This window comes from Sporosarcina sp. A2, assembly GCF_050858885.1.
GTDB lineage: Bacteria > Bacillota > Bacilli > Bacillales_A > Planococcaceae > Sporosarcina.
In genome coordinates this window covers 1,395,974-1,410,574 of record NZ_CP193898.1, presented here as the reverse complement: position 1 = coordinate 1,410,574, position 14,601 = coordinate 1,395,974, and the positions used below count along the sequence as shown (strand labels likewise).

The window sequence follows — 14,601 nt, the reverse complement described above, 5'->3', positions numbered from 1 at the left end:
AAATATACTCGATTGAGATAGGGAGAGGTTATGTGTGTTAACAGTGTCATTAGCTCCACACAATATAATCTATGCACGAGAGTTGTCAGCATTATCGGCCGCAGCCCCAGTAAAAGATGCCCTAGGACTTACCAGTGAACAAACCTCACTTAAAGGATCTATTGAATTCATAGAGTTTACTTTGGAACAAGAAAGAATAGGAAAGCAATATTCAAGAGTGATTCTTGATGAATCCAAAACCTTAATTGGGGTAATCACACTTAAAGACATAGATAATACTAGCAAGACTTGTCATATCGGCACTTGGATTGGCCATCCCTATTGGGGCAAAGGTTATAACGCATTAGCTAAATCGGAAATTCTCTATACCGCTTTCACGGATTTGGAATTAGAATATGTATTTGCAGGTGCAAAGTTATCAAATATTCGTTCTCAAAAGGCACAGGAAAATCTTCCTTATATTAGAATTGGGGTTCATTCAGAGTTTCCTAAGGAACATCTCCAATTAGAAGCACAAGTCAATTCACCTTGTATTTTGAATGTAATAGAGAGAGAACTGTTTTTGAAATGGTATTCAAACCATACTATTTAGTGTCATTTAAATCTTAGTCATTTCACTCTTTTGCTTACTGTGGTTTTAGAAGAGGAGGCTATCGATATGAAAAAGTTTTTCTTTGTCATTCTATTCGTCATAGTAGGAGCTCTAGCAGCATGTTCTATAGGCGAAGAAGATAAAGGACAAGAATACTCTGGAGTCATTGGCATGGGTTCAGCCATGGGCTATCAGTATATCGTAGTTAAGGAAAAGAATACGACATTTTGGGAAGTTAGTTATAAAGGAAATCCATTACTTATCGAAGAAAGTTCAGATAACATAGATGATCTTGAAGAATTCATGATTCATGTTAACGAAAGCCAAACAAAATTAGTAACAGTCATACTTTGGCTCTCTTACTTTTTGATCGTTGCTCTAACCGCTCTTGTACTATACATAATGAAGAAAGAGATGCTTAAAGGTAACGGAATAATAATCATACTGATTGCAAGTGCAGTTGCAGTATATTTTGCACTTCAATCTGCGATTGACTTAAACAGTTTATTACAAGAAGTTAAATACTTATATTTGAGATTAATCAGTTAAACAATCGGATCAGATTTTGATGCGTGATTTTAAACTTTAATAGTACCTTTTCACGGATTATTTGAATAAGGAAATAACTTAAACAGTACCCTGCTAAGTAGACTGCTGGGTCATCCTCTGAATCGCCTACAATTAGCTAATACATCTTCTGCTAATGAAGTTATTCATTGGAATGAATAACGGGGAATTGTTTGTCATTTATCTGAAGGTGCTTGGCAAGTGTTTTGGAGAAGTCGGGCTTCTCATCAAACTCATGAAGAATTCAGGATATAGATTATACATCTAGTTCAATTGATGAAGGGGGTCTGAAACACAGTGAGTAATCACAATAATAATGTTGTTAAGACGTTCATTTGTTTTCTACTCTTCTTGATCTTATTTGGATATAATCCTCAATCTACGTTTGCTGTAAATGAACATACAGTTTTAGACAATAAATTAGACAAGCCAATCTTTTAAAAGATTGTGTAACAATCAGTCGCAGTTGCGGAAGAAGCAATGTGCCTAAAACGGGCCATTTAATTTGTTAAGGCAAGGAGGAGATATGTCACTTGAAATACGCAATTATTTTTATTTTAACTATATCAATAGTCGTTTTGTATAATTTTTACGAAATAAATGAAAATGATACAATTCATTTAAATGTTAAACAAGAAGTTCAACAGAATAAGTATGTTGATTTCAGCAAAATGGTAGATGGCGATTGGGACAATATAATTCTGGTTACTCCGTACACGGACAAAGCCGAAATAAAGAATAAATTCGGAATTGCTGTAAATCGAATCAGCGACTTTTCAATAGCACATCGAGATGACCGTGTGCTTATTGTTTTTTGTAAAGGTGAAAGTATTCAAAACTATATTAATTGGATTGGTACTTTTTCAACAAGTGAAGATGAAAAACTATATGATTCTATTCAGATTAAAAGAGAATATGCCAAATTTAAAACAGATAATACTCCCAATAACAGTACGCCCTTAAATTTAATCCATGTAAAGGAATAATTGTAATGATAAACATTCGGAGATTGTAATGGTTTTCAACAAATGGGGGAATATTGCTTTATAAGCGATGTAATCTTTATCGCAATCGGGCAAATTAAACGGAATAAAAGGAGGAAAACATGAGATCAGAAGTTATGATTGTAGGAGTATATCATTTAGGAGAAACTCTAGATTTAACAAAAGTTGAACCAAAAAGCTTGAAGGAATTGAAGTTAGAGTCAAAAGAAGTGGTTCAAGCACTTAGTAAATTTAATCCGACGAAATTAGCTGTTGAAGTAGTGCGTGAGGAACAAACGGAATTAAGCGAAAATTATCAAGACTATCAATTAGACGATTTGAATCAGAAAAAGAACGAGATAGAATTGATAGGATTTCCTTTAGCTAAAAAAATGGGGATTCGTGAAATCTCTTGTGTTGATTGGATGGAAGATGAAAATGAATATCCAGAACTAGGTGATATCCTTCAATATGCCAAAGAGCATGAAAATGAACGTTATAATCATATAATGAAAAAATACGTAGAACCGATGCAACGTGAGAATAAGGCGTTATCAGACATCTCGATTTTAGAAGGATATGCGCATTTGAATAACACAGAAGTAGTTAAAGAAAGGCACGAGGTATACATGGAACTTGCTATGATTGGAGAAAAGAAGGAGTACTATGGAATAGACTGGTTAACATGGTGGTACAAACGAAACTTAATTTTATACACTAATTTGCTAAGATTGATTACAGGTCCGCAGGATCGAGTTATGTTGTTAATCGGAAGTGGTCACGTTCATCTTATTAAACAATTTTTAGAGGAATCGGGAGTTTGTAAGGTTGTTGATGCAAATGAGTATTTAAATTAAATGGAGATTAACATTTTTTTGGACACGAATCAATGTCCATTAACGGGGGCCGTTGTTTGACAACAGCTGCCCCATTAAACCGGCCATTTCGTAGCTTAGAACATCGCATATTATTCTTTTAGAAAAAATGAAACCAAAGGTACTTGTACTAGGCACACATCATATGGAATTCCAACAAGACATGTCCCAAGAGACCGATGCCAGAATTACATTACTTCCTGAACGTGAGAAAGAAATAATGATGTTATTAGAGAAAATAAAAGTCTTTCAGCCTACAAAAGTTGCTGTAGAGACGGAAGTGAAACTCCAGGAGCATATCAATCAGCAATATGAAGAATATCTAAATAGTGGATGGACACTTCCGATTAATGAAATATATCAAATTGGTTTTCAATTAGCTCACGCCATGAATCATAAGCAAGTGCATGCCATTGACTGGATGGATACACTTCCTGAACAGAAAGAAATTGGCGATGTCCTTGAATGGGCTGAAAAAAACCAGACCGAATTACATCGTGTAATTACAGAGAAGTAGGTGCCATTAAACGAATTATTCAATAAATCCACATTGTTAGATATGTACCGGCACATGAATGATCCTTCTTTTATTCTAGCAAATCATGAAGTGTATATGCATGTTGCTCGCATTGGTGGCTGGGACAACTATATCGGTTTGGATTGGTTACGTTGGTGGTATCAGCGTAATTTAATTATTTATGCCAACTTAACAAAGCTCATTGACACAAATAATGATAGGATTTTTCTTATCATCGGATGTGATCATGTCTACACCGTTAAGCAATTCTTAAAAGAGTCGGGATTGTTTGAAGTAGAGGATGCAAATACATATATAAATTAGAATAATAAAGAGATTATAAGTGATTTAATTATTAAAGGGGATTTCAATCAACGCATCCTACTGTAATCGGGTGCGATTATGAGATAACCATCGTGCAACGTTCTGTTAAATGGCAAGATTGAACAAGAATAAAAAATAAAAATTAAGGGTGGAGTAAATGGGATTTCCTGAATTAGAAACTAACCGATTGATATTAATCCAATTGAAAGAGGAACATACCCAAAGGTTTTTTAAAATTATGTCAAAAGATGAAGTAAAAAAGTATTATGGATGGATAGCCTAAAAAGTTTAAAAGAGGCTTCAAAAATAATAGAGTCTTTCCAAAACACATATGAGAGTAAAAGAGGTATAAGGTGGGGCATAGTGTTAAAAGAATCAAGAGATTTGGTTGGTACGGTGGGGTTAAATAACCTAAATACTCATGGAAAGAAAGCCGAAATTGGTTTCGAGTTACATCCTTTGTTTTGGAACCAAGGAATTACAACTGAGGCAGTAAAAGAAGTAGTACGATATTCATTTGAGGTTTTGCAACTTTTTAGAATTGGTGCGGTAACATATCCGCAAAATGAGCCATCTAAACAATTATTAAAACGGTTATCTTTTAGTGAAGAAGGATTACTAAGGGGATACCTATTTTAAAATAATCAATCTCACGATGCACTGATTTTTTCAGTGTTAAGAACTGAATGGACTTAGGTATATTAAGTAAATGGGTGCGATTGTTGGTGCGACACGTTCCTGGCTCAAATGAGATGTGGTTAACGCAATCTCGATAAAGGTCAGGCAATTTATAATTTTAATTGAAGGATATTATCGAGAAGTCGAATGAAGAGGTAACGCTCTGAAAGGCTTCCCCTGCGTCGAATAGCACGCTGTTCAGTAAGGAAAAGCGTGTTATAAGCTCGGCTAATAGGCGTGAGAATTTACCGTAACAGCTCGGCTGACGAAAGCCTACCCGATGGGGTGGTGTAAATCATGGTGCTTGGGTTGAACGGATATGGTGAGAATGGCAATGTAAATACAAAAGATACTGTATTGCTGACGAACTTTCGAATGTACGGGTCTAGACGCGCGTTATATAGAAATGTATTTACTACCAAATGTAGGGTTAGCTGTGGATGAGTAAGAATCAACAATATAAAAATCCATCTTGTGTTACAGGCACATGCAATGCTAACAGGCTCAAAGGAAGCACCTAAGTCTTTTCCATAATAGATAATATTCAACGTGGTAAGCTGATGACGTGGAGGGCTTACTCCCTACGAAGCGTTGAAAAGGAAAATAGTCGTGAGATTAGCGGTTATATAACTTTTCTTCATATCAGTGAAAGTGGTGGCACAGTACCGTCGAAGCGTGTAATGAACGCAGAGGGATAGCCACTAGACTAATAAAAGATTCATTCACCATGCAAGACAGTTCTTAAACGATTAATAAGGTTCTTGTAAGACTAATAGAGGTTCAGCTCCTAAAGGAGCCACCGACTTGTTAAAACGAAAGAAACTGAGACACAACGAGTATTATAATATGCAGATTCATTTTGATTCTCTATATGCTCAAAGTGCTAATGGTCAAAATTTTTATGGTTTACTCGATATAATGCAATCCAATGAAAATATTCGATTAGCTTATCGTAATATCAAGCGAAATACTGGCAGTAAAACAGCCGGATATGACGAAAAAACGATCGATGATATAAAACGACTGCCTGTTTCAGAGGTTGTATCTACGATACAACAAATGTTTGAGCACTATACTCCCAAAGCTGTTCGGCGGGTATTCATTCCAAAGGCAAATGGAAAGACGCGTCCCTTGGGTATTCCAACAATTTGGGATAGATTGTTCCAACAATGTATCCTCCAAGTGCTAGAGCCAATATGTGAAGCGAAGTTTTATAAACACAGTTATAAATCGCAATACGCATCATGCCAAGGCTAGGTTGGAAACACTTATTAACCGCGCATGCTTATATCACTGTGTAGATGTCGATATAAAAGGTTTCTTTGATAATGTAGATCACGCCAAATTAATAAAACAAATGTGGTCATTTGGCATTCGCGATAAAGCACTGCTTTCCATCATTTCTCGTCTTTTAAAAGCTGAGATTATTGGAGAGGGCTTCCCAAAGAAAGGTACCCCGCAAGGGGGTATACTATCTCCCCTTTTATCTAACATTGTATTGAATGAATTAGATTGGTGGGTTAGTAACCAATGGGAAAGTTTTGAAACAGATAAGACGTACAAGTCAAAATTAGGCAGATATAATGCACTTAAACAATCGAACCTAAAACATTGCTATATCGTACGATATGCAGATGATTTTAAGATTCTATGTCGCACTCGTAATCAAGCGATTAAGATGTTCTATGCTGTAAAGGATTTCCTTCAAACGAGACTACATCTTCAAATTAGCGATGAAAAATCAAAAGTAGTTAATTTAAAGAAAAACCGCTCTGAATTTCTAGGCTTTCGATTTAAGGCTTTTCTGAAAAAGACAAATAAGAGAACTCTTTATGTCGCTCACACATGACAAAGAAGGCACTGGAAAATGCTCACACAAAGATAAAACAGGCAATCAAGACGATTCAAAAACGTCAATCAAGAGAGAACGTTTGGCGCTTCAATGCAGTTATAATGGGAATACAGAATTACTATTCTGCTGCTTCACACATCACACATGATTTAAAAGAGCTGAACCATCGTCTCCACAAATCGTTATATAATCGTTTAAAGGAAATAAAACAGGAAGCGACGTTTCAGGACTTCACGAATTCCTTACGAAAAAGGTATAAGGGATATGAATGTAAGCTGTATAAAATAAAAGGCATGGTTCTTGTACCGATTCATGCCCAACGCTGTAAGGTCAATCTGAACTTCTCCCAAACAATCTGTAACTACACGACCGTAGGTCGGGATAAAATCCATCAAAACTTGCGGGCGATTGATAAGCAACTACTCGCTTATGTGATGAAACAATTCATCCCGACCCGTTCTATTGAATATAACGATAACCGGATTAGCCGGTTTATCGCACAATATGGGAAATGTGCTGTTACGGGAGTTGAACTAGGTTTGGATGATTGGCACTGTCACCACTTGAAACCGTACCATCTTACACAAGATGATTCATACGGAAATTTAATGATATTGCATAAGTTTATACATCGCCTTATTCATCTCAAAGACCCAGAGAAGATACAGATGTCCTTAAACATGCTGAGGTTAAATGAAAAACAACTTACAGAAGTGAATAAATTGCGCGAGCAATGTCTGAACGTAGCCATCTGAATTTACATTTTCATCTTGCATAATACATAAAAATACAGAATGAATTGGATTAGTTGGAACGCCGTATGCGGTGAAAGTCGCACGTACGGTGTGAAGTGGGGGAAAAGCTGGCGATAACTTCAAAAGTTTACCTATCACTATTAAAGTGAATTCAGCTTTTCTTAAACAATCGGGCCAGATTTTAGAAGAACACTTAGAAGAATTACTTTTGTTTTAGGAGAGATCAAATGAGTCCAAGTGAACTGATCTACTTTTTTATAATTGGAGTTGCAGTAGTAATTGCGATAACAATTCTGTGGTTTATTTTTAGAAAGAAAAGAAGAGTAGCAATCGTGTTAACTAGTATTTTAGTCTTAGGATTTATCGGATACGTTCTCTATTTTCCTACGTTGAAAACGAATAAACATTCTGAGGCGTATGAAATCGTAAGTGATTATCTAGATAAAAACTACCCCAATAGGGTATTCACGGTTGCACCGGAACATTATGAAGCTGGATTTACGGTTGGTAATTTTGATGTCAATGATATAGAGACGCCAACAATCGGTGTGACCTTGCAAGTCGATAAAGATGAAGTAACAGAAATAGGAACTTGGTCAAATCTCGAACATCAGACACAGCAAGAAATTTGGCGTGAACTTCAATCGTATTATAAAAGTCCTTATTCGTTAAACAAAGACCTTGCGGAAATAACTAAAATAGATGAATGGATTGATGGTGAGCTGACAGCCTTTGCATTAGCTATTGATGATAAGCCTGCCATTGCTCTATTTAATTACTCAAGAGCAGGTTATAGCTTATTGGAATTACAGGAAGGAGAGCGTGAAGGTTACGTTATTATTGAAAAAGAGGGTTATGTATTTATCTATGCAGATGAACGCTATCAAGGAAAAACAGTTTCAGCAAATTTGGTAAATAGTAAAGAATTCACTTTCAATGTCGAGCAGCAAAAAGGACAATTAATCATCGAGAAACAAAAGTAATCATTATCTAGCTAGTTCGCAAACGGGGGCAATTGTGGTATTGGATAAGGACTTGTGTGTATGAGTAAGTCGCATATATACATGTCCTTTTTCTTATGTTCTCAGACGTCCACTATCAACTCTATAACATCTGTAAGAAGAACCTCTTGGATCTATTGTTTCGGAGCTAACAGCTGCTACAGTTTCAGCAAACGCTACTAAAAGGTTGTTACGATTATATTGTAAGCAGACTGAAGATTGAAATGGTTTAAATCTCAACAAATCACTTGAAAGTATCAGAAAAACGAAACGATACACTTTTCTATATTTGTATAAATTGGAATATGTTACACCAAAATAAACAGCTGACTATTCAGTTGCTCAAAAAAATAGCCATTTAATCAAATAAGGAAGAAGGAAAGTTTGAATGAAAGTAGCAGTAACTACCGAAAAAGCCCAAGTCCGTTTAAAGTCTTACTTACTCTTTGTGGGATTGGGATTGGGATTGGGATTGACAGCGGGTATAATAACTAGATTATCGGATTTATTCCCATATGATGACGTTTGGAGTTTTAGCTCAATTGCAACTTTATTTGGTTTTTGGATGCTAATGGTAACATTAGTTATATACTTTAGTACATCAAATATAAATGCTGCTACTAATGTGTTCTTGTACCTGTTAAGTATGAACTTCGCTTTTTATTTTTTGAAATATGTACTTGGTTTCTTTATTCCTATTTTTGCGAACGATGGAATATTCCAATGGAATCTTTTCATGTTGTACAATATTTTCGCCTTAGTATGCAGTGCTACTAGTTATGTTCTTTACTATTGGAACAAGGAAAATAAACTAAGTAGCTTTTTGTATGCATTACCAGTAAGTGGTTTAGCTGCGGAAACAATTGGTGTGGGTATTTATTTATATTACAACCATAATTATCTGTTTCAATTTATTTTTGATTTATTTAGTTTGATAATATTAGGGTACTGGTTTTATCAAAAAGCAAGTAATAAGTTACTGTATTTAGTAACTATTATTGTAATATCTTTAATAGGCTATTTTCTATTTTACCACCCTTTTCTCTAAGCAACTCATGTGTAGAGATGAAAAAATACTGCCATCGGGGGGAATTAACGGCAGAAGGTTAGTTCCTCAATCGGGCCAAATAGATTGGTACTTAATTAAGTTAGTAGGTGATTTACGGTGGAAAAGTTTTTATTGAAAACAGGAATATATTCATTTACTATTTCTTTCTTATTGCTTTTTGTAGTTATATCTAGAGAAAAATACACAACGGATTTAAATGGAATGAGTTCAATTGAGGGAACCTCATATCCAGACTTTTTCTTTAATCTCGCACGTTATTCCATAATAATTTCAATCATTGCTGTTGTAGTAATTTATTTTGTTAAGTTTAAAAATAAAAAGTGACATAATTTTACTCCCTAAAACAATCGGGGGCAATTCTTAAACAGTGATCTGTTCTCTTTCAACAAAAGAACCATTTTGAATAGTCGTTCCTATAGTCTTCATATTAACCCTTCAAGAAAAACCATATAAGAAAAAAACAAGAAACTTAAGGCGAACGTTAACTTTAGAAAGGAGATACCAATGAGCATACAAGATGAGTTTAATACTTTGTGGGGAATGACTATTTCTGATACAGAAATAAGTCTTCAAAAGGATACTTTAACATTCAATTTACAGTCATTTTCACAAGGGCATATGAATGAAAGAAAATTAAAATTCATTGACGTTTCTGCATTTTATTATGTTAAAGATAACCTGTCACATCGATTTGACTTCTATGATCGAGAAAAAACAAATTATTTAGAACTGACGACTCTTTATTTTCAAGGAGATAATGCAGCATCGCTATCTATCTTGCTTCCGAAAGAAGAAGAATGGTGAGTTTAGATAAACCGGTTATTAATTTAAAGTAATCGAGAAGTATGACATTGCAAATACTTCAAAAACCGATACTTCTTATGTATTTTTAGTAGACTTTCAAAAATCGGGGGCGTTTGTGACTCAACTAAATTGGGAAAAGGGTGTACAGTTTCAAAGATAGTACTGAAGAACCGTTCCGGCAAAATATCATCCAGAACGGTTTTTGGTTTATAATTTCAACACTTCGCTAATGGATTGTAGCAGAAGAAATTCAAGGCAATTAATGAACCCCCATGAAAGAACACTAATTTCTAAAGTCATTGAACCGAAATCGCGAACGCATAGTTCGCCTGGTCTTTCACTTCCTGATCCCACGTATAGGTCGCCAGGTAGAAATACAGCCCCGGCACATCCAGGCTGTGTCCGATGTTTTCATAAAGCGTTTCGACCCTATTAACTCTTGTTTAAATGGAATAAATAGCTTTAGTAGGCGGATTCAATGAACATAAGAAAAGCTACTTTATCCGATGCAAAGGGTATTGCGAAAGTCCACGTTGATAGTTGGAAATCTACTTATAAAAACATTATTCCAAATGAATTTTTAGAGAAACTATCATATGACCAACGAACTGACTTGTGGAATCGCAATATCTCTAAAGAGGGAAATTACATCTTTGTCGCAGAAAATAATAAGAGAGAAATCGTAGGATTTGCAGATTGCGGAAAAAGAGATGGTAATAATTTCGATAACTCTGGTGACTTAATATCTATTTATCTCCTTGAAGAATATCATGGAACAGGAGTCGGGAAACAATTATTGAAACAACTTTTTCTTCAATTTGAAGAACTTGATTTCAATAGAGTTTTTGTGGAAGTATTAGAGGACAATAAAACCCGTTATTTCTATGAGTATTATGGTGCTAGTTTACTTAAATCCGAAAAGACAATAATTGGAGGTGCTGAATTGAATCTCCTTATATACGAATGGAATAACCTTAACGAAGTATTATCTAAACTCTGACTCACCCTTGGTTCAACCAACGGATGCTTTAGTTAAATAAGAGCAGGACTTGTGTTTATGAATGATTTTCATATACACAAGTCCTTTTGTTATGCTCTTAACGCTTACAGGCCCGACAAACACCTCTAAGAGTCAATTGCCGTTGCCCCTCCCCCCCTAATTTGCTAACTCAGAGGTGCAATGGTTTAGATTTTATTGAAACACTTGGAAGTAACAGTAAACGATACACTTCCAAACTTCTATATACCAGTGTTTGGAAATATGTTAGGCTAGAACGGGCGGCTGACTATTCAGTCATTAAAAAAATGTAACAAAATGATGTATAAAGAAAACCGTTTGTGTAGTTAATATCCTTGAAAGAAGGAAGGGATATATTGGATGACTACCATAGGTTTAATTAGACACGGGATAACTGATTGGAATGATTTTGGTAAAGCACAAGGTACATCGGATATTCCTCTAAACAAATTAGGTAGAAAGCAAGCTATTACCGTTGGCGATAGGCTTTTACAAGAAGATAAATGGGATATGATTATATCCAGTGACTTATCAATGGCAATTGAAACAGCAGAAATCATTGGAAGTAAAATAAACTTAACAATTAGCTGTTTTGACGAAAGGATTAGAGAATTAGATTGTGGAGAAATTGAAGGAACTACAGAAGAAGTACGGGTGGAAATATGGGGTAGTAATTGGCGTGAAAAAAACTTAGGAATGGAAAGCTTTGAAGATGTAGGTAAAAGGGGAATAGAATTCATTGAAGAACTAGTCCGTACATATAACGGCAAGCGAATATTGATAGTGAGTCACGGAGCCTTAATCGGTTTGACCTTACAACGTTTACTCCCTGCAATGTTCCAATCAACTAATATAGATAATACCTCGCTAACAGTATTGAATAATACAAATGGAAAATGGGATTGTAGACTATACAATTGTACGAAGCATTTGATATAAGTGTAATTACCGATATCAGTTGCGAGTTGTGGAAAGCAGCCGCCGTTGTAACGGGACATTTCACAATAATGTTTTGGAAAATTTCATATTAGGGGGACTTATGAACTTAAGGGAAAAGCTTAATAACAAAGTATTGGAGTACATATTAAATAAACTAGCAGCGCTGGGTTTATTAGTATTTACTATGTGTGTGTGTACCATTTTTGGGACGGGATTTGATTTATACGACTTTACAGAATCTTTATCAAATATAATGTTTTGGAGCTTAATTTGTGGATATGCACTAATGACGTCAGTGTTAATCGATTTAGTAAGTTATAAATGGAGAGAGTTCACATTCAAGACGAGTATCCTATTGCACTGCATTGCAGGATATATTGTGTTTATTCCATTTATGGGTATTAACTTTTATTCATTGATTGCTGGCAGTGTTGGTGCATTATGTGCGTTTATCTACGCCTTTAGCTACTACTTTTTAGTGAGAAAAAAGCGACTAGCATGGATCTTTCTTTTAGTAATCCCTCTTCTGTTATGTATAAGAATAATCGATTTTACTGCAAAAGAAGGTTGGACCGAAGAAAAAACAAAATCATCATTTTTAGCGGAATTTGAGCGTTTCAATGGAAAAAACGAAATTCCAATATCTTTAAAAAAAGGAGATAGAGTAACAACTTATATATCCTTTAATGAAAAGAATGGAGGGGGATATGGGTATCATTTCTTAGATAATAATGGGGAGTTAGTAGCAATGAAACAGTTAGAAGAGGCGTACGGAGACTATGATACGAGTGCAATCCAGTTTAAAGCAAAAAAAACAGGTATATATAGATTAGTTCTTACAGGAGATAATTTGAAAGGAGAGATGGATGTGAAATGGGAAATAGATTAATGCAAAAGAATATCAGTACTTCAAACATATTATTTGTACAACATTTTCATTCTTATGACCATCAATTATAGAGTTACTGATTTGGATTTATGGATAATAAATGATTCAGCTCTTGGGTTCAATAAACGAATAAGGGAGCTCCGCTTCAATCGGACCATATAACTTTTGTGCAGCTTACAAACGAAACTATTGCTTTGCGCTACCGACGGTTGGCTTCACGAGGGGCGTGGCTTAACCCTCCTCGGGAAGCGAAAAGCTTGCAATCTGCGGAATCTCAAGAAGCACGATAATCCCTTCGGAGTCGGCATCCTTTAGCTCCAAGAAATTGAGTGTATTGTATGATATGGATTCATCAACAATCGGGCCAGATTATTAAATATGCAAGAATAGAGCGAAGGAGTTATTTGTAATAATGTCCATTTAGTTTTTATATTGTTCCTTTTCAAATACCTCTTCTAGCTCTCCTGTTACTGCGTTGAACATTGAATAGATCATATTTTTCTTGGCTCGATCCCAACCGATAATCATCACAAGTGGAAAGTTTTTTTCCGGGTCTTTAGTGAAACCAAAATTATAGCCCTTAGCAAATGTGTCTCCTGGATATATTTCAGTAATTTTTTGTGCCTTTTTTAGTAATTCAGGTGTATCATACTTAAATTCTTCAACTCTAGAAATAAAGTGACTTTTAGTCATAGGCTTCAGTTCATTAGGCAGATGCACTTTATCTAATACTTTACCGTCCCGGATAGTTACTAGATAATAGTCTGTTTTATCCGGTAAACCAAATTCGATGTTCCAGTGTTTTCTTTTGCCTTCCATTCCTTTTGGCGTTTTATCTTTGTCAACACTAGTTCCGCTATATAGCATTGCTTTTTTATTCCACTTGAGAGCCTCTTTGTGAGCAATTTCAAGCGCTTCTTTTAATGTTAAGCCCATTTCGGTGTCAGGAGAAAAAGTAACTTTTGATACTACGGTCGAATCCGCCGTAATGTTTTGGTCTGCACTTTGTTGACAACCAACTAAAAATACACAAATGAAGAGAAGTAAAAGGTTTTTTTTCATTGCTTCACCTCGAGTTTTAAGATTTATAATTCCCTAAATATCGGTTTTTATGTAGTGAACAAACGGGTGCGATTGTTATAGAGTGAATTCAGCTTTTCTTAAACAATTGGGCGAGTTACAGGAAAACATTGAGGGGGAATATATTTTGCAATTAGGACTAAAAAATGATGAAATCAAATTAGAAAGCTATACACCCGAATGGAAAGATGAATTTATTAAAATTAAAAAAGAATTAATGAAGTACACAAAGCTTGAGGATTATCGCATTGAGCATATCGGAAGTACAGCGATCAAAGGTATGTCTGCAAAACCATTAATAGATATCGTAGTGGGTGTTGATGATCTACAAAAGGTGGATAAACCGTTATTGAAGAGCTTTAGTAAAGTAGGTTTCTTAAGATTGAAAGTCGAAAGACCAGGGGGAATTGTGCTAGCAAAGTTTACCGATGACACCTACAAAGAAAAGACGCATTTTATCCACTTAGTCGAATATCAGAATGAACTTTGGAACAATCTTATCTTTTTTAGAGACCATCTAAATTCAAATGAAGACGCAAGTAAGCAGTATTTGGAAATAAAACTAGAGTACTTAAAAGCTTCTTCAACAGGAGTAAGCGAATATACAGACTTCAAAGAGGTATTTGTTAAAGAAATCTTTGCAAAAAGAACCGATTAA

The 14,601-nt window shown here is 35.2% G+C and carries 14 protein-coding genes and 2 pseudogenes; 15 read left to right on the top strand and 1 reads right to left on the bottom strand.

The annotated features are described in order from the left end of the window. Positions 1-34 precede the first annotated feature (34 nt). From ACRPI0_RS06975 to ACRPI0_RS06910, 14 genes and pseudogenes are all read left to right on the top strand, one after another. A complete protein-coding gene (locus ACRPI0_RS06975; protein WP_432355616.1) occupies positions 35-592 on the top strand; it encodes a GNAT family N-acetyltransferase in 558 nt (185 codons plus the stop codon). 66 nt (positions 593-658) lie between these two features. After that, positions 659-1,141 carry a hypothetical protein gene (locus tag ACRPI0_RS06970; protein ID WP_432355615.1) on the top strand — a complete coding sequence of 161 codons (483 nt, stop codon included), beginning with the start codon at positions 659-661 and terminating at the stop codon, positions 1,139-1,141. Between the two features lie 551 nt (positions 1,142-1,692). Next, the gene (locus ACRPI0_RS06965) at positions 1,693-2,145 is read left to right on the top strand and encodes a hypothetical protein (RefSeq protein WP_432355613.1); all 453 of its coding nucleotides are present in this window, start codon (positions 1,693-1,695) and stop codon (positions 2,143-2,145) included. Positions 2,146-2,264: 119 nt separating this feature from the next. Beyond that, a complete protein-coding gene (locus ACRPI0_RS06960) occupies positions 2,265-2,999 on the top strand; it encodes a DUF5694 domain-containing protein (protein ID WP_432355611.1) in 735 nt (244 codons plus the stop codon). A gap of 127 nt (positions 3,000-3,126) precedes the next feature. Continuing rightward, positions 3,127-3,858 (top strand): annotated as a pseudogene (locus ACRPI0_RS06955) (DUF5694 domain-containing protein). A 270-nt stretch (positions 3,859-4,128) separates the two neighbouring features. Beyond that, the gene (locus tag ACRPI0_RS06950) at positions 4,129-4,497 is read left to right on the top strand and encodes a GNAT family N-acetyltransferase (RefSeq protein WP_432355610.1); all 369 of its coding nucleotides are present in this window, start codon (positions 4,129-4,131) and stop codon (positions 4,495-4,497) included. Positions 4,498-5,382: 885 nt separating this feature from the next. Beyond that, positions 5,383-7,143 (top strand): annotated as a pseudogene (gene ltrA, locus ACRPI0_RS06945) (group II intron reverse transcriptase/maturase). A gap of 227 nt (positions 7,144-7,370) precedes the next feature. Further along, on the top strand, positions 7,371-8,126 hold the full coding sequence (locus tag ACRPI0_RS06940) for a hypothetical protein (protein ID WP_432355607.1): 756 nt from the start codon (positions 7,371-7,373) through the stop codon (positions 8,124-8,126). 406 nt (positions 8,127-8,532) lie between these two features. Next, positions 8,533-9,192 (top strand): hypothetical protein, encoded by a 660-nt coding sequence (locus ACRPI0_RS06935; RefSeq protein WP_432355605.1) that lies wholly within the window; start codon positions 8,533-8,535, stop codon positions 9,190-9,192. Positions 9,193-9,309: 117 nt separating this feature from the next. Further along, on the top strand, positions 9,310-9,537 hold the full coding sequence (locus ACRPI0_RS06930; protein WP_432355604.1) for a hypothetical protein: 228 nt from the start codon (positions 9,310-9,312) through the stop codon (positions 9,535-9,537). A 180-nt stretch (positions 9,538-9,717) separates the two neighbouring features. Further along, complete coding sequence (locus ACRPI0_RS06925; protein WP_432355603.1) at positions 9,718-10,017, top strand: YxiG family protein; 300 nt, start codon at positions 9,718-9,720, stop codon at positions 10,015-10,017. A 478-nt stretch (positions 10,018-10,495) separates the two neighbouring features. Next, positions 10,496-11,017: a GNAT family N-acetyltransferase gene (locus ACRPI0_RS06920; protein ID WP_432355602.1), complete on the top strand. Its 522-nt coding sequence runs from the start codon at positions 10,496-10,498 to the stop codon at positions 11,015-11,017. A 378-nt stretch (positions 11,018-11,395) separates the two neighbouring features. Beyond that, entirely contained in the window at positions 11,396-11,974 is a 579-nt protein-coding gene (locus ACRPI0_RS06915; protein WP_432355601.1) for a histidine phosphatase family protein, read from the top strand. Between the two features lie 100 nt (positions 11,975-12,074). Continuing rightward, complete coding sequence (locus ACRPI0_RS06910; RefSeq protein ID WP_432355600.1) at positions 12,075-12,863, top strand: hypothetical protein; 789 nt, start codon at positions 12,075-12,077, stop codon at positions 12,861-12,863. Positions 12,864-13,283: 420 nt separating this feature from the next. Here ACRPI0_RS06910 and ACRPI0_RS06905 read toward each other — a convergent pair whose 3' ends face one another. Continuing rightward, complete coding sequence (locus tag ACRPI0_RS06905) at positions 13,284-13,925, bottom strand: hypothetical protein (protein WP_432355598.1); 642 nt, start codon at positions 13,923-13,925, stop codon at positions 13,284-13,286. A gap of 145 nt (positions 13,926-14,070) precedes the next feature. Between ACRPI0_RS06905 and ACRPI0_RS06900 the strand changes: the two genes are divergently transcribed. After that, positions 14,071-14,601, top strand: coding sequence for a GrpB family protein (locus ACRPI0_RS06900; protein WP_432355596.1), 531 nt, complete (start codon positions 14,071-14,073; stop codon positions 14,599-14,601).